The sequence below is a fragment of the Exiguobacterium aestuarii genome (assembly GCF_020171655.1).
In the GTDB taxonomy this organism is placed as follows: Bacteria; Bacillota; Bacilli; order Exiguobacteriales; family Exiguobacteriaceae; genus Exiguobacterium; species Exiguobacterium aestuarii_A.
Genome location: NZ_JAIVAC010000001.1, coordinates 1517456 through 1533586 on the forward strand (window position 1 = coordinate 1517456; position 16131 = coordinate 1533586).

At 49.6% G+C, this 16131-nt stretch carries 15 protein-coding genes; 4 read left to right on the plus strand and 11 right to left on the minus strand.

Features of this window, described 5'->3' with window-relative positions:
* Window positions 1-46: 46 nt before the first annotated feature.
* A complete protein-coding gene (locus LCM29_RS07975) occupies window positions 47-688 on the plus strand; it encodes a homing endonuclease associated repeat-containing protein (RefSeq protein WP_074036465.1) in 642 nt (213 codons plus the stop codon).
* Window positions 689-733: 45 nt separating this feature from the next.
* On the opposite strand, the gene LCM29_RS07980 is transcribed toward LCM29_RS07975, so the two are convergent.
* Together LCM29_RS07980 and LCM29_RS07985 are read right to left on the minus strand one after the other, a co-directional pair.
* Window positions 734-2413, minus strand: coding sequence for a GGDEF domain-containing protein (locus LCM29_RS07980; protein ID WP_224861871.1), 1680 nt, complete (start codon window positions 2411-2413; stop codon window positions 734-736).
* 297 nt (window positions 2414-2710) lie between these two features.
* Window positions 2711-3541, minus strand: coding sequence for a DegV family protein (locus LCM29_RS07985; RefSeq protein ID WP_214786029.1), 831 nt, complete (start codon window positions 3539-3541; stop codon window positions 2711-2713).
* 160 nt (window positions 3542-3701) lie between these two features.
* Between LCM29_RS07985 and LCM29_RS07990 the strand changes: the two genes are divergently transcribed.
* The 3 genes from LCM29_RS07990 (at window position 3702) to LCM29_RS08000 (ending at window position 7544) form a co-directional block, all read left to right on the plus strand.
* Window positions 3702-4400 (plus strand): ABC transporter ATP-binding protein, encoded by a 699-nt coding sequence (locus LCM29_RS07990; RefSeq protein ID WP_214693849.1) that lies wholly within the window; start codon window positions 3702-3704, stop codon window positions 4398-4400.
* Between the two features lie 12 nt (window positions 4401-4412).
* Entirely contained in the window at window positions 4413-6734 is a 2322-nt protein-coding gene (locus LCM29_RS07995; RefSeq protein ID WP_224861873.1) for an ABC transporter permease, read from the plus strand.
* Between the two features lie 84 nt (window positions 6735-6818).
* The gene (locus tag LCM29_RS08000; protein ID WP_214693859.1) at window positions 6819-7544 is read left to right on the plus strand and encodes a DUF4261 domain-containing protein; all 726 of its coding nucleotides are present in this window, start codon (window positions 6819-6821) and stop codon (window positions 7542-7544) included.
* Window positions 7545-7574: 30 nt separating this feature from the next.
* On the opposite strand, the gene LCM29_RS08005 is transcribed toward LCM29_RS08000, so the two are convergent.
* From LCM29_RS08005 to LCM29_RS08045, 9 genes are all read right to left on the minus strand, one after another.
* Window positions 7575-8657: a low temperature requirement protein A gene (locus LCM29_RS08005; RefSeq protein WP_224861875.1), complete on the minus strand. Its 1083-nt coding sequence runs from the start codon at window positions 8655-8657 to the stop codon at window positions 7575-7577.
* Between the two features lie 15 nt (window positions 8658-8672).
* The gene (locus LCM29_RS08010) at window positions 8673-8945 is read right to left on the minus strand and encodes a GNAT family N-acetyltransferase (protein WP_224861877.1); all 273 of its coding nucleotides are present in this window, start codon (window positions 8943-8945) and stop codon (window positions 8673-8675) included.
* Window positions 8946-9839 (minus strand): DUF5996 family protein, encoded by an 894-nt coding sequence (locus LCM29_RS08015; protein ID WP_224861880.1) that lies wholly within the window; start codon window positions 9837-9839, stop codon window positions 8946-8948.
* Window positions 9840-9853: 14 nt separating this feature from the next.
* Complete coding sequence (locus tag LCM29_RS08020; RefSeq protein WP_224861881.1) at window positions 9854-10255, minus strand: (4Fe-4S)-binding protein; 402 nt, start codon at window positions 10253-10255, stop codon at window positions 9854-9856.
* 87 nt (window positions 10256-10342) lie between these two features.
* Window positions 10343-10669 (minus strand): thioredoxin family protein, encoded by a 327-nt coding sequence (locus LCM29_RS08025; protein ID WP_074036441.1) that lies wholly within the window; start codon window positions 10667-10669, stop codon window positions 10343-10345.
* 19 nt (window positions 10670-10688) lie between these two features.
* Window positions 10689-11540: a DegV family protein gene (locus LCM29_RS08030; protein ID WP_214874724.1), complete on the minus strand. Its 852-nt coding sequence runs from the start codon at window positions 11538-11540 to the stop codon at window positions 10689-10691.
* A 125-nt stretch (window positions 11541-11665) separates the two neighbouring features.
* Entirely contained in the window at window positions 11666-12085 is a 420-nt protein-coding gene (locus tag LCM29_RS08035; protein ID WP_224861883.1) for an RDD family protein, read from the minus strand.
* 14 nt (window positions 12086-12099) lie between these two features.
* On the minus strand, window positions 12100-13176 hold the full coding sequence (locus LCM29_RS08040) for a nitric oxide synthase oxygenase (protein ID WP_214874727.1): 1077 nt from the start codon (window positions 13174-13176) through the stop codon (window positions 12100-12102).
* Between the two features lie 95 nt (window positions 13177-13271).
* Window positions 13272-16103: an EAL domain-containing protein gene (locus tag LCM29_RS08045; RefSeq protein WP_224861885.1), complete on the minus strand. Its 2832-nt coding sequence runs from the start codon at window positions 16101-16103 to the stop codon at window positions 13272-13274.
* Between the last annotated feature and the right edge of the window lie 28 nt (window positions 16104-16131).

Sequence of the window (16131 nt, forward strand, 5' to 3'; positions counted from 1 at the left end):
CATCTTTGTCGGTTCAGAATTGAGTCCACGGAAGGAGGAACCATCATTGAGTCAAACGCTAACCACTAAATCCCATCACCTGTCCACCGAACAACAGAGGATGATCCATTGCATCCGCCTTCTCGGGGACTTGTTGAAGGAACGTCCACGCCGCTCTGTCTACCGTCGCTTTGCCATGGAACAGAATTGGCCATCTCCTGAATCCATCATCAGACAGTTCGGGTCATGGGCTGAGGCACTTGCCATCGCAGGCTATGAATGGCATGGAGAAGCAACTGTCGAATTGCCAGACAAAATGCCGAAGTATACACGCGAGGACATCATCGAGACGCTTGCACTTTATTCGCGAGACATGGGCTCGATCATCACCTTGAAGAAGTATCAGCAATGGCGAAAGCTCCATCCGAAGGCACCGAGCCACTATCATATCGTCAAGACGTTCGGTTCGTGGCATGATGCCTGTGCCGAGGCAGGACTTGAGGCGAGTGTCACCTATTCGAAAACAGAATTATCTAACGCGCTACGTGAAGCCATTCAGGAAATGGGCTTCTCCCTCTCATTCGAAGCATATCGAGAATGGGCGAAACGCAACAACAAGCCTTCGACAAAAGCGATCCTACATCGCTACGGCTCTTGGTCAGCCGCCGTTCATGCGGTGGAGTCAGAACTTTATAATACGAACTCATAATCTTTTCATACAAAAGGAGGATCCGCCATTTGGTGGATCCCCCTTTTATCTGACTTCTGTGGATAGTTCTTGATAGTGGGCGACCCGGTCACGACCATTGAACTTGGCCCCGACATACATGGCTCGGTCCGCATGCCGGAGTACTGTATCCAGGTCTTCATATTCATGAATCGTCTCGATCCCAATACTCGCCGTCACCGTGATGCGCGTCCCTTCCGTACCAAAATCATGGCGTCTCAGCGCTTCCCGTATCTTTTCACCGACCAGATGGGCTGCCGCCTCATCCATTCTGGGGAACACGAAGACAAATTCTTCCCCACCATACCGCGTCACCAAATCCGTCGCCCGAACGCTGCGCGTGAACAACTGTCCTGCCTCAATCAACACCTCATCCCCAAACGCATGTCCATACGTATCGTTGATCGACTTGAAATGATCCAAGTCGACGAGAAAAAGCGAGAGCGGATAGGATGCCACGTCATTCAATCGTTCTGTCGTCCAGCTGCGTAACGCCCGTTGATTATGTAAGCCCGTCAACGGGTCCGTCAAACTTTCATACTGCAAACGGTCCCGCTCATCGATTCGCTCGATCGACCACGACAACGTTTTTAGGAGCCGGTTCACTTCGATGGCAATCGGTGTCTCATATGCCCCGTTGGCTGTCGTCGATACCATACAGCTGACGGCCGTCGCTGCTCCCCAAACGGGCTGGATGACGAGCGCCGAATGATGCAGCTCTTGCTGCTGTTGTTGTAACTCGGGGTGCCATTCATGTAACGAATCATAGACGAAACATGGCTCATCTTCGTCATGATAACGCTCGATTGTATAGGCGTCCGGCACACTCGGGATGATGCGTCCTGTCATGTCGTAAAACGTTCGCTCCCCTTTTCGGTTGACTTGCAGCCATCCACGTTCAACTTCTACGATGTCACGCAATCCGTTCCAAAACTTTTCAATCAACAGTTGCTCGCTATCGACACGGTACAGCTGTTCTTTCAATCGCTCGACCTGATCGACTTTTGTTTTCGTCTCTTCTGTCTCCGTTGCTTTTGACATCGTCATTTTTAAGACAGATAGCACGAAGAACGTGACGATGAGTCCGACGTACCCAAACACGTGATACGATTCGATGGCAATCATCGTGAACAATAGTTCGAGTGACACGACGAGCCAGTCAAATCGAATCAATCGCCACATGATTGGGAACGGAATCCGCTCCCCGACCATGAAGTAAGACAAGGCAAAACTCATCGTCAGGACCAGGAAAAGCGTGCCTAGGAACGCCAACATCGCTACGCCCTCTTGCATCAAATGAACAGGCTCCCCGATGCGTCCACCGAGCCCGATATAGGCCAGTCCCGGTAACAGGACGAGGAGGCACTCGATCACCGTATTCAGCGGATAGAAATGTAAGAAACGCCGCCGTCCGACCCGACGATTGAACGTCCTCGCTTGAAAGGTGAACAAGAGGAGTTGACCCATCAAAAGGGCCGGGGCGAGCCCGTAAAGGAAGAACGTGATAAAGACGAACATCTCATGGAACGTGAAATGGAGATGTCTACGCTTGAGCGGGTTCATGACGAACAAAGCGCCTAGCGTATAGATAAACCAAAACAACGGCCAGTCGAACGATTCCAGGTGGTGCAAGGTCAAATACGTCACACCTGTGAAGACGATTGCCCACGCGAGCCAGCTCCGAACTAGATACTTCCGAAATCGCATCGTCTTCTCCCCTTTTCTCGTTCATTTTTTCTAGTATGACCCGTAATGCAAAAACATTCCAGCAATTGTTTGAAAGTTGAGACAATGAAATATTGAAAAGATTCCCAATCAGAAGTTTTGTAGACATGAATGTCGGCAACAGTCAATGAAAGGAGGCTATGACGATGGACCTTTCCATGTTTCTCATCACGTTCCTACTCATTTATTCGCTGACAATCACATTTCTATTTTTACGAAAGCAAAAACAACATTGAAGCATACAAAAGGCGATTCTCTCACGAGAACCGCCTTCACATCTTATTTCGCTTTCAAATACGAGATTCCAATCGACCCAGATCCCGTATGCGCCCCGAGGAGCGGTGCGAGTGTGTCGACCCGAATCGGAATCTTGTCACCGAGTCGCTCTTTCCACTCTTGTGCGAGTTCAGGAACGTTGCCGTGGAAAATCGAGACGTCTTTACACTCACCAGACTCAATCGCTGCACGCAACACTTCGAATAAGTGAGCCTGTGCTTTCTTATACGTGCGGACCGTCTGATACGGGACAATCAACCCATCCTCGAATCGGAGCACCGGTTTCAATTGAAGCATGTTCCCGATTAACGCCTTCGATTTTGAGATGCGTCCGCCTTTTTGCATTTGTGTCAAATTTTGCAGAGTCAGCTCAATCCGTACGTCTTCAACGCGTTCCTTCATGTAGGCTTCCACGTCTTCAAGCGCATCGCCTCGTTCGACACGTTCAATCAACTCTTCCAGCATGAGCCCCATCGTATAGATCCCCGCTCGTGAATCAATAGCGAGTAACTTAAATTCTGCAATCTCAGCACCTTGTACAGACGCCGAGTACGTTCCACTCAAGTCAGAGGACAGGTGAATTGCAATCCCCATGTCGTACTCTTCCTTCAACTTCTCATACAAAGTGACAAAATCTCCGATGGCTGGCTGGCTCGTTGAAACGCGCTCCCCGGCATCAATCCATTCATAGACGGTCGTGGCATCGACTTCAATCCCGTCTTTATACGGTTGGTCCCCTTTGACGACATAGAGCGGGACGATATGAATATCTGGGTGGTTCACTAAAGCATCTGGAAGGACAATCGTGCTGTCCGTGATGTATGCAATCTTCATGAAAAGTTCTCCCTTAAAAAAGTTTTTAGTACCTGGTAATATTATTTTATCACATGTGAAGCGGTTTCACTATTTTTTCAAAACATCCTATATGCAACTTGTCCAATCCGACTTCGAAAAGGGTACATAATACATAATGAACAAAGGAGGCGAACGAGAGATGATTCAGCTCGAGAACGTCAATAAAATCTATAAGACCGGCGACGTGGAAACGGCCGCGTTGAAAGAGATTAACCTAAGCATTCGTGACGGCGCGTTCGTCGTCATCCTCGGACCGAGTGGAAGCGGAAAAAGTACGCTACTCAACGTTATCAGCGGACTCGATACCGTGACGAGCGGCAAAATCACATTCGGAGACACGGTACTCACCGACTTGTCTCCTGAACAGATGACGGCGTTTCGGCGCGACCACCTCGGATTCATTTTTCAACAATACAATCTCCTTCAAAACTTGACCGTCTATGAGAACGTACAAATCGGGTCCGATTTGACGAAAGACCCGCTCCCCATCGATGAGTTGCTCGACCAAGTCGGGCTCGCGGCAGCACGTGATAAATATCCCTATCAACTATCCGGTGGCGAACAGCAACGGGTCTCTGTCGCCCGGAGTCTCGCTAAAAATCCAGCCATCGTTTTCTGTGACGAACCGACGGGATCGCTCGACGAGGAGAATTCGAAGAAAGTGCTCGAGCTGTTGGAGCGACTGAACGAGACGTATCAAAAGACGATCGTCGTCATCACGCACAATAACGGAATCAGTGACATGGCGGACGATGTCATCAAGATGAACTCCGGTCGAATCGTCGAAGTGACCCATCACGACACCCGCGTTGCAGCACGTGACATTCGTTGGGGATAAGGAGGTGGCGACATGCTGTACAAAAATGTGTGGAAGACGCTCAGTAAGAAATGGATGCAACTGCTCGCCATCGCCATCATCATCGTCATGAGTTCACTCACGTACACGATGATGTTCTATGGAATTAGCGGAATCGAAGTTCCAACCGAAGAATACTTGGAAGAATCGAACCAGGAAGACTTCGCCATCGAGATGCTGAACCGGGTGACGGAAGAAGAATTACGTGACCCCGATGTCGCCGCACTCGCTGAAGCCGGAACGTTCACACTAGCCGACATCAAGCAGGCAGACGAGGAAACGTTCAATCGTTTGATTGCGTCACGCATCGATGCGGTCGAACAAGAGATGCCAGAGGCGACGATTGAACTTCGTGACTTAAAAGCAATCACGTACACACTCGGTAACGCGGAGCATCGCGGTCTCTTGCTAAAAGAATCCGATACAATCAACCGTTCCTATGTAGAGGCGGGAGCAAGACCGAGCACGAACGACGAGGTCGCCTTAAACAAAAAGTACGCTGAAGAGAATGGAATTGAAATCGGGGACACAATCGATTTAGGAAGACCGTTCACCGTCAGCGGGTTCGTCCTCTTCCCGGACTATACCCTCCCCCTCTTCGACGACAACTTTTTCAATCTAGATCCCGGCTCCCAGACGCTCTTACTCATGACAGACGAATCGTTCGAATCGACCGTCGGACAAGAATCGTTCCGCCTCTCCGGTGTGACGGAACAGAGCGTCGTGACCGATCTCGACCTACCGTTTGTCGTGTCTGTCATGGAGACGGAAAATATTATCCGAAGCGGTGCGATTTACAGTGAAATCTCATCTGGGAAAGCGATGGCGCTCGGGCTCAGCCTCTTTATCGTCTCCATCGCCGTTATCATCGTCGCCATCTTGATTTCGAATATGCTCGAGGCGGAACGCGGTCAAATCGGACTGTTGAAGGCAATCGGGTACAGTCGTCGTCAAATCGCAGCACCTTATCTCGTCCTCATCTTAATCTTTGCTTTCTTCATGCTGATCATCGGCTATTTCCTTGGTCTTTATTTCGCAGACCCGTTGAAAGAACTGTATCTCGATTTTTATCTCTTACCGTCCATCACCATCGCCCAAAGTCCGCTCGTCTTTTTGACGGCCGTATTTGCGCCACTGCTTTTCTTTGCACTCGTCGCAGGAGCGGTCATCTACAAGATCATGGGAGAAAGCGCCCTCGCCCTCTTATCGCCTCGGGATAATGTTTCCTTGAATCGCCTGAGTCGGCTCGTCAGTCGACTATTGAAACGCGCGAGCGGCAAGACGAAGTTCAAATACTTGTATGCGGTCAAGAGCACGGGAAGCTTCCTCATTTTCTTCCTCGGCATCTTGTTCTCGACCATCCTCATCGTCTTCGCCCTCATGATGAACGGGGCCGTCGATCGAATGACCGTGGGCGGTTTGAATGAAGCAGTGTATGAATACGAAGCCTATACGGACGGTTCACCGCCAATCGAAGACGGACAAGAGCCGTTCCTCACTTATCCGTTCGCATTTGTTGAAGAGAAATTGATTACGTTGAAAGGTTTAGAGATTGACAACACCTTGTTCCCGCTACGTAACGAAGATGGTGACACATTGACACTTGAACCCGACGGACTAATCGTCTCCTCATCCCTCGCCCTCAAACTCGGGCTTGAAGTCGGTCAGGACATCGATATCGAACTGAACGAAGAGACGCTGACCTATCCGATTGTCGGGATTGCTGATGAATTCTCTGGAGACTTCGCCTATTTGCCCCGGGCGACGCTAAGTGAACTGCTTACCGACGGCGCGACGGACGAGTTGTTCAATGGCATTTATGCGACGGAGCGCCCGAACGACTCAGACTATCCGACCATCCTGTCCCGTCAAGGGTTGATTGAACAATCCGAGTCCATCAATCAATATATGAACTTCATGATGAATGTCTTGATTGGTGGTGCGTCTCTCATCGCCTTCAGCATCCTGTTCGTCCTGACGGCGCTGACGGTCGAGAAGAACTACTACGTCATTTCGTTATTAAAGGTCATGGGATACCAAAAACGGGAAGTCCGTTCGATGATTCTAAACAGCTACTTCATCTATGCGCTCGTCTCGGCCCTCTTAAGTATTCCGATCGCCTTGTTGACGCTTCGGGTCATCATCGTCGTATTCGCAGAGGATTACGGGCTTGTCCTCCCGCTTGAATTCGAATGGATGTATATCGTCTATACGCTCGGTGCGATCGTTCTCCTCTTCTTCCTGAGCACGTTCGTCAGCCGACGGAAGATTGATCAAATCCCACTTCAGGAAGTATTAAAGACATATCAAGAATAATTTATGCCAAAATAGGGCATAATAAGAGATAGACCAGGCCTCTCTAGAAGAGGGGCCTGACTTTTGCAGAAAAGGATGATTGACATGAATCGTACACAAGTAATGCTCGCCATTCCCGGGAACTGGTCTTCCGCGGAAGGCGTGAACGAACAAATCAGTTTACATAGTGAAGGCTACACGATGGCCGGCTTATTGCTACTCGAAGATGAGACGGGCAAAGCGTTCACCGTAGAAGTCGTGGAACGTGACCCAGCTCTCGCCGAGGCCATGATCCACGCGAGTTCTGGTGGATTCACACCGAAAGTCGCAAAAGGAATCGCCCGTCACACGCATGTCGTCTACTTGATTGTCGACGTCAACGATTTGACAGACGTCGCCGCTGCGCGTCGTGCCGCAAATGCCGTCTTGAATGCCGGTGGGGTCGGTGTCATGGTCGAGTCGGCTGGTGTTTCCTTCTCGAAAGACGAATGGCAAGAGTCAAAAGAAGAAGACCTTGCGCTCGACTACTCGCTGTTGACGGCGATCACGGAAGAAGAGAATGCTTATATGTCGTGGGGAATGAAAGCGTTCGGACATGCGGACGTGGCCGTACCGATGACACTCGAGATCGAAGATGCCATCCACGTGATTCACTCGTTCAACTTCCACCTCATCTCAGGCGGAGCGATGTTCGGTGATGGCGACCATTTCGCATTCGAAGACGGACGTGCTTTCACGGTCGAGATGGGTGAAGATGAGCGAACGACAATCGACAACTTGTTGCACAACCCGTTCGGCTTAATCTACCTCGTCCCACAAGCAGCAGAATAACAAAATGGAGCGCCCGATGGCGCTCCATTTTTATGTGGTCGTGAGTTTAGCGTAGACAGCGAAGAAGATGGCAAGCTCAATCATAATGACTAAAGGTGAAACGAGTACAAACAGATGGATGACGGTGAACACAAGAATAAGCGCGACGAAAAACACGAAATAGCCCCAGTGCAATCGACTCTCCGGGAAACGATGATTATGAAACACGAGCGTTGTCGACAAAAAGTAGACGAGCACCGCACCAAACGTCACAATCACTTCGAACCGTTCGTTCAATTCGCCCAAGTACATGAGTTTCATCATACTTGCGAGTACACTGAGTGACATCCAAATGAACAAATGACCGTAGAGAATGATTTGACCGGTACCGACTGCTTCTTTGTCTACTTTCTTTTCAATGTTGTCAAAGTATTGCCACCAGATGGCGATGAGAACGATGAATGCCAAAATTGAAAAGCTGATGGACCGGATGTCCCCATCTTGTGGTTCGAGCACAGCGAGAATACTGATGATGGATTCGCCCAAGACGATGATGGTCAAAAGACCAAAACGTTCGAGCAAGTATCCTAAGTGAATCGGTGTCATCGCAAGGCGCTTTCGACCTATGATTGGTACGACCAAATCGATGATGATGCCCAGATACAACACGACATAGCGGAAACTCCCGTCAAAGAACAAGGATAACGCCGATACTCCGATCCCAATCCACAAATACGTACCTAAAAAACGTGCCGCCGGGTCTTGAATGCGTCGATTCACCATCGTATATTGCAAGACCGTCATCACACGTAGTCCCAGATAGCCAATCAAAAATGAATAATAATAGTCATCAAAATCGACGTTCAGGCTTGCCGTCATGATGAGGACAAATACCATTTGTCCAATGACAAAGAGACGCTGGTGGACAGCGTCTTCAAAAAATCGATTGATAAACATCGTCTGCCCCACCCATGCCCACCAAATCGGGATAAACATGAGCACGAACTTCGAGGCGTATTCGAAAGGGATGACACCGTGGTGAGTGTGAAGTAAGACATGGGTCGCTGTCGCAATCGCTGCGACGTAAACCAAGTCATAGAAGAGTTCTAACCACGTGGCTCGTTTTTCTTCCATTTAGCCCACCTCGGTTCACGTCGCCAACACGTCGTGATACTCCTCATGACGGTCGAACTGATTTTTCGTGAACGGACAGAGCGGGATGATCGTCTTCCCTTGCTCCCGTGCATATTCGACGACAGTGAGGACGAGCTTCTCCCCGATCCCTTGTCCTCTCAGGTCGTCACTGACATACGTATGGTCGACAATCAGTTTATCGGGACCCGTCGGTACGTAATGCAGTTCTGCCGATGGCTCAGCCTCGTTTCCTACATAAAACGTGTTTTCTTTTTGTTTAATATCCATTCACTCAGCACGCTCCTCGTCTAATTTTAAAGGGATGAAGAAATGATCACGCGTCGTCCAGTCCATCTCACGCATCAAGATATCGAACGAGGTGGACAAAAAATCTTGGACGTGACCACTCGTCGCTTCATCAAGCGTCAAGAAAAATTCGCTCTTCTCCGCATCATAATAAGCCGCTTCCGGCTTCAACGTATCCGTCGGTAACGGTCTGAACAAAAACGGATACGGCAACACGAAATAACTCGGACGATCCGTCACGTCGTCTCCGAGCCAAAATCCAAATTCAATCAACTGTTCATCAAAGGCGACACGTTCGATTATCTTATCTTCCGGAAACGGATGTTCAATCGGATAAATGACAAGAGACGAGACATCAAACGTTCCCCAAAAGAGGGCCGGTTTGATTTTCCGACATCGTAACTTCGATAAATAAGTCAGTTGTTCGTGCGCCGCCCGCTGAAACAGTCTCAATCCTTTCCGAGCATACGTCGCGTCATAGGCGAGCGGGGTCTCATCCGTATCGAGTAACCCTTTGAAGGCCATCTCTTGTGGTTTCGGATTGATGGTGATGTGTACCCCGTGTTCACGAAGGCGCGCGAACAAGTCATCATAATAAGACTTAATCGTTTTGCCCGCTTCAATCGGAATGGCGTCCGTCTGTTCCTCGACATGAACGACGAGGCAAGACGTCAATAAGTCCACATCAATCTGTAGCGCCCGCTCTCCTTCAAATAACAACCCTGTCGTGAAACCTTGCACCGTGAGCGGCAACGAGACGTGCCCCCATTGCGGTTCCGGTGGTGCCAGTTTGAGCTTAATCTTTCCGAGAAGCTGCGAAATCAAATGTAAGGTCAATTTCGTATCGTACCATTCTGAATGCAGTGGAATGTGCATCCCCTATCATCCTCTCATCCTTTACACGCACCACTATGGTCACAAATCGGACGTTTCCCAGATTGCCCGCATCCACATAGTGTCGCTCGGTAAGTCGAAATGACCTCATCGCCTTGATCGATCTGAAGGTCACCCCGCACTTCGATTTGTTGCCAATCGTTCAATTTTACGGATGTCGGTACATCTGGTGCCTCCGCATCCCCTCCGTCTTTTCGGACGAATTGGAGGGCACCGCTCGGACAACGTTCAATCACCGTCGCGACATCTGGCGCCTCGGCACCATCCGGTAAAATCCACGGTTTTCGTTTCGTATCAAACACTTCCGGTAGCCCACGGACACATTCTGCCGCATGTACGCAGAGCGACACATCGTAGTACACATCAATCGATTCTCCCACGTATTGTTTGCCTCGCATCGAATCACCCCTTATGTGTTTGCGGGTCTTTACCCGTTAAGATACGAAAAAAACCCATCATCCTCTAATTCGGATGATGGGTTGATTTTAGGCTTGTCTCATTTCTTGCATGCGTTCGAGTTGATGCGTCAATTCACCGATCGGGACGAATCGCGCCCGGCGTAGCATCTCTTTCCCATTGATGAAAAAGAGGACGACCGGCACCGTGAAAATGGAGAAGGATCCCGCAACTTCCGGGACTTCGTCCGAATCCACCGCGACCGCCTCGATGTCAGGAAATTGATGAAGCATCTCTTCGATTTGAGGTTTCAGCGCATGACAGACACTGCATCCCGGATGTGACACGTAGACGAGCAGTTGTTCCGTGCTCGCAATCCGTTCATTCAATCCAGTCAAGGTTGTCATTGCTTCCATCTTACATTCCTCCTATTGATTAAGCGTCGAGCCACAAGACACCGACCGTCTCAAACCCGGCATGTACCGCGATCGATGGACAGAATCGTGTCCGTACCACTTCAAGACCTGGTAATTTTGACTCGATGAGCGTGACAAGGTCGTCTTGCATCTTCGGTGCGAGTGCCGTCTGGACGAACACCCGGTTATCCTTCACACCGTTCTCCGCGTGGCGACGTTCGAGTTCACCGACCATTTCCGCATAGGCTTTCTTCAACGAGCGCGCTTTTTTGAACGGGATGACTTTCCCTGTCTCATCGAGCGTGATAATCGGTTTAATGTTCAAGATGTTCGCAAGGAACAGCTCACCCGAAGAAACGCGACCGCCGCGGCGCATCGTTTCCATGTTTCCGATAATCATGAAGAAGTTTTTCTTATCGCGCCATGCTTCAAGCAATGCGACAATCTCTTCGACGGATTTGCCTTCTTGTTCAGCAGCTTTTCCGATTCGAACGAGCTCTTGTTGCGCTTCGAGCGCAGCGTGCGAGTCGATCGTATACACTTTGAAGTCAGCCGCCTCTGCCGCTGCTTTTGAGTTTTTCGCCGTGCTGCTCAATCCGTTTGAACAGTGGACGGCAATGGCGCAGTCATATCCTTCTTCTTTCAAGCGTTCGTAGCGGCCGATGAAATCTCCGAAAATCGGTTGTGACGTCTTCGCTTCTTTCTTTTGGTCAATCATATACCGATGCAAGTCTTCAAGCGAGAGATTTGTTTCACTATAGCCGTTGCCATCCACAATCAATTGAATCGGGACGATATCGACACCGAGACGTGATGCCTCTTCTTGTGAGAAGTTGGCCATACTGTCGGTAATCCATGCGATTTTTGTCATAACTAAAAAGCCTCCAATGGTCGTTCATTTTGATCCAACCTCATTATACCTTATTTTCTATCCCGATTCCTAGCCGACCGAATGAGACGAAAAAACAGAGCGACACGCGGTCGCCCTGCTTCTTTTCACTTTGTCGAAATCAATTTCGTGTGGGCGAATTCGTCATGCGGCAGTTCGAGGTCTTTATTCGACTTCATCTGTTGAAGCGCTCGAATGAGTGGGATCCCAAGCGTCGCTGGATAAACAACGTCTTTATAAAGCGTTCGTTTGATGACCTGCTCAAAGGAGAGTGGGCGTCCGTCCGCACTCACGACTTTAATTCCGACGACTCGGTCTCCGAGTGTCTGACCGTTTTGGTACAGCATACAGTAAACCTCTCCGGCCATCGTCACAACGGTCGGTAAGTAATACCGCTTCACTTCCTTGTCGGGCCATACCTTTTTACGGATGGCCTTTTCAATCAATTTGGCCGGCGTCTGAAAGACGACTTGGTCGATTTGACCGGCGACGGCTCGTTTCCAAAGTGGGACTGCCACAGCAATCATCCTTTCTCTCGGTTCTAGCCTTTTATTTCCTCTTTTACCGGCTGACGAAACCCAGAGAACGGACATCCGCTTCGTGCGAACAAGTTCGGCGTCTTGATGATGTTGTCATAATGTTCATGGAAGACGTGCGTCGTCGCAGGCGATAGAGGCGGGATGAGCCAGCTCCACTGCCCTGTGACGTCACGCCCCGCTTCCCGTTCATTCTTTTCGAATCGTTTGAACTGTTTGGCGGCGGTATGATGATCAACGATCGTGACACCCGCCCGCTCGAACGACTGGAGGACGGCGATATTCAATTCAACGAGCGCGCGGTCCCGCCAGAGCGAGCGCTCTTTCGACGTATCAAGCCCGAGTGAGCGGCCGACGAGCGGCAACAAGTCGTAGCGATCCGTGTCTGCTAAGTTACGCGCACCGATTTCTGTCTCCATATACCATCCGTTGAACGGCACTGACGTAAAACGGAGACCGCCGATTTCAAGTTCCATGTCAGCGATAGCCGGAATGGCATGCCATTTAATCGGGCGACCATCAAACAAGTCAAACTCCTCGTGAACGATGTCGACTTCGAGCACGGCATCACTCGGCAAGTCATATAGACGAACGTCCTGACCGTCCGTAATCATGAGCGGTAACTTATCAAACGGCGTGCCGGTCCCGACCCATCCGAGTTGTTCTGCCCGTTTCGTCATCGCCACGGACATCGGGTCCCCGATGATTCCTTCCGGTGTCTCATATCCGGCATACCGAATCAATTGCGTGTTCAACAGTTTGAACTTGTTCGGAAGGACCGTCATCGTCGAGCGGATTTTTCCACCGTTTGTGGCGAAATGAAGATGCTCCACAAGCCGAGCGTAGACGTCATCAAACGTTTTCGCATCCCGGGCATCGATCACATGAAGCGTCTGCCAAAACAATCGTCCGATGCAACGGTTTGAGTTCCGCCATGCCACTTTTGCGCCTTCACACAACTCCTCCGTCGTCAACGAATACGTACCCGTGCGTTCAATTTCTTGTTCGATTTCTCGCAAACGTTCGGAAGGGTCATCTTGCCACTGTCGCATCCACTCGCTCGCTTGTTCATACAAATTCATGTCTTAAGTCTCCTCATTTGTTCTCTCTTCTCCATCTTAGAGAAAAGGAGACCTTCGTTTCAACTATCCGTCCTCGTACGTGACAGGTTACTTCATCACGAGCCATCTGCTTGATGAACGAGTTGCATGTAATCGGTGATTCCTTCGTTCCCCGTCACTTCCGTTTCAAGGGAAGTGAGTTGCGTCTCAATCATCAGGCTCGATTCGTATGCAGCGGCGTATTGGTAAACTCCATTCGTCACTTCCGTCATCCGACGCAAGCGAACGGGTAAATCCGCTCCAGACGCGAAACGAATGATGAACTCAACCTCGCCATCTAAAGGAAGACGGAGCGCAGCGTAAAAATGAAGATGCTGGTCTGAACGCGATGTCAACACAATCGAAGAGATTCCGACCGATACGGGTTGCTCGCGAATCGTCGTGATGGTGATTCCCGCTTGAATGTAGCGATTTGACGCCATCTCGTGGTCATCGAGCGGGTCGGCGAGCAGTTTCCCGGTATGCATCATCTTCTCGAACACCTCTCCACGGACAGGTGGACTGAACAGATACCCTTGAATCGTTTTGCATCCGAGTTGACGCAATAGCAATAAATCATCCATCTGTTCGATACCTTCCACGACGACTTCGAGATCAAATTCTTTTGCCAAGACGACAAGACTATGAATGATGGCGCGGGCTTGCTTGTTCTCGGATACGCCGTGACCGAAAATCCGGTCAATCTTGATCGTGTTGACTTGGAATTGTTGCAAATAGGCAAGTGATGAGTACCCTTTCCCGAAGTCGTCGAGTGCGAGCTGAATCCCGAGTGCTTTCAGTGAAGAAAAGACGTTCATGATATGGTGCGTTTCATCTAGTTGTGACGTCTCGGCCACCTCAATTTCAATCCAATCTAACGGGACATCATGTCGCAGACTTGCTCCTTCAAACGTATGCAGCAACTGCTCGTGATACAAGTACTTCGGGGAGACGTTCAACGAGATGGGGACCTTTTTCGGTAACGTCGCCAAATAGCGAAACACCTCATCAATCAAATAGTCCGTCAATCGAATGAACAGATTGCTCTCTTCAGCGAGTGGGATGAAGTCGAGCGGGGACACCACACCCCATGTCGGGTGATCCCACCGCATCAACGCCTCCGCTCCCGTGATTTCTCCCGTCCACGCATTCACTTTCGGTTGATATAAGAGATAGAATTCATTTCGATCAATGGCGTTCGGCAAGTCACGCAACAATTCGAACCGCTTCAACTCATCGAGATTCATGTGCGAGGCATACAACGAAATGGGAGCCGCACCCGACTTCCCCGCTCGCCCCATAGCCATATAACTACGGCGAATGAGTGTCGTCTCGTCATCCGCGTCGTTCGGATAGCGACTGACCCCGATTTGCATATTCGGGTACACGGAATACGGTTCGAGTTGAAAACAGTATTTGGATAAAGTCGTGAGTCGCTTCCCGATTTGAAACAACTGTTCATCCTCGTGATGACCCGGCATGATGACGAGATACGTATCCCCGTCCAAATGACCGACGACTGCTTCGTCCGGCACACTCTGGAGCAAGCGATGACCCGTTTGAATTCGCCATTCATCGCCATATTCATAACCGAAAGCTCGATTGATGTCCCCAATTCGATTGAACGTGACCGTGAATAGGACGAATGCGAGCTCCGTCTGAATCAATCGAGTGATGGACTGAAACATCGTCTCGCGGTTCGGAAGATTCGTCATCGGGTCGAATTCAATCAGTCGAAGGACTTTCGCTTCCTGTTCCCTTACTTCGGTCAAATCGCGAATCAACGCCTGAAACCCACGCACACGTCCCGTCTCGTCATACAGATGCTGACGGAACTCCTGAATCCATTTCTGCTTCTTTCCGACAAAAATCCGATATTCAAGCTGAACCGGGGTCTCATGACGGGTTTTCTCATTTGCGCGATTAACCTTTTCCAAGTCATCCTGATTGATGACAACTTTCCAATAATCCGGGTGGGCATTGAACTGCTTTACCGTGTAACCGAAGATGGATTGAAACTGTCCTGTCGCAAACTCGATTGAGCGCGTATCATAACTATAATCACAAATCGCCGTGTCCGAAGCCTCGCATACGCGACGCAACAGTTCATCTTTATCGGTCAATTCATGCTCGATGCGTTGTTGGTCTTTCGTCGAAAAAAGAACGTACGTGAACACATTCCGTTCGCGAGACAGGGCACCTCGTATCGTTACAGGTAATTCTTCACGTGTCACCTGATGAAGAAGACGAATCTCAATCGCGAAGTCTGCCCCTTCCACGGCTGTTCGCAATGTTCGAATTGCTTGTGTAAGTTGTTCCCAGTCATCAGAATGGACAATTTCACGAATTTCGTTCAACGTCATGTCCTTCAAACGTCGTCTCGAAAGGCCGAGGAATGATGACACTTGAGAAGAGAAAGAAAACGTACCCTCACCAAGATGTGCCTCGATCATCATGAGGCCCGGCACTTGTTCAAGCAATTCACGTCCTACTTTCATGATTGCATAACGATTTTGCGTCTCCCATTCCGCGCTCATGTCTTTTACAATCCCATATACGCCTTGAATGAGTTGATTTTTATAGAGAGGGGTACATGTGACCGCAAGTTTACGTTTTTTCCCTTCATATGTTTTGACTAGTTCAAAATGAACCGTTTCCCCGACTAACGCTTGCCGGTGATAAGGTGCAAACTCTTCTGACTCCGCCGGGGAAAGGCCGAGATCGTCAAACAAAAGTCCCATCTTTTCGTTTGAATCAATCAAGTGACCATTTGTATCGAGTACGTAGATGGCATCAGGATATTGCTCAATCAATAGGGAGTCCACATGAAATGCGGGGATTGTTCCTTTAGAAAGCATCTCTGTGTCGTCTCCATTGACGCGGTGAATCCACTTCTTGAAAATCGCCATACAATCTCTCCTTTCGAAAGAGATGGAA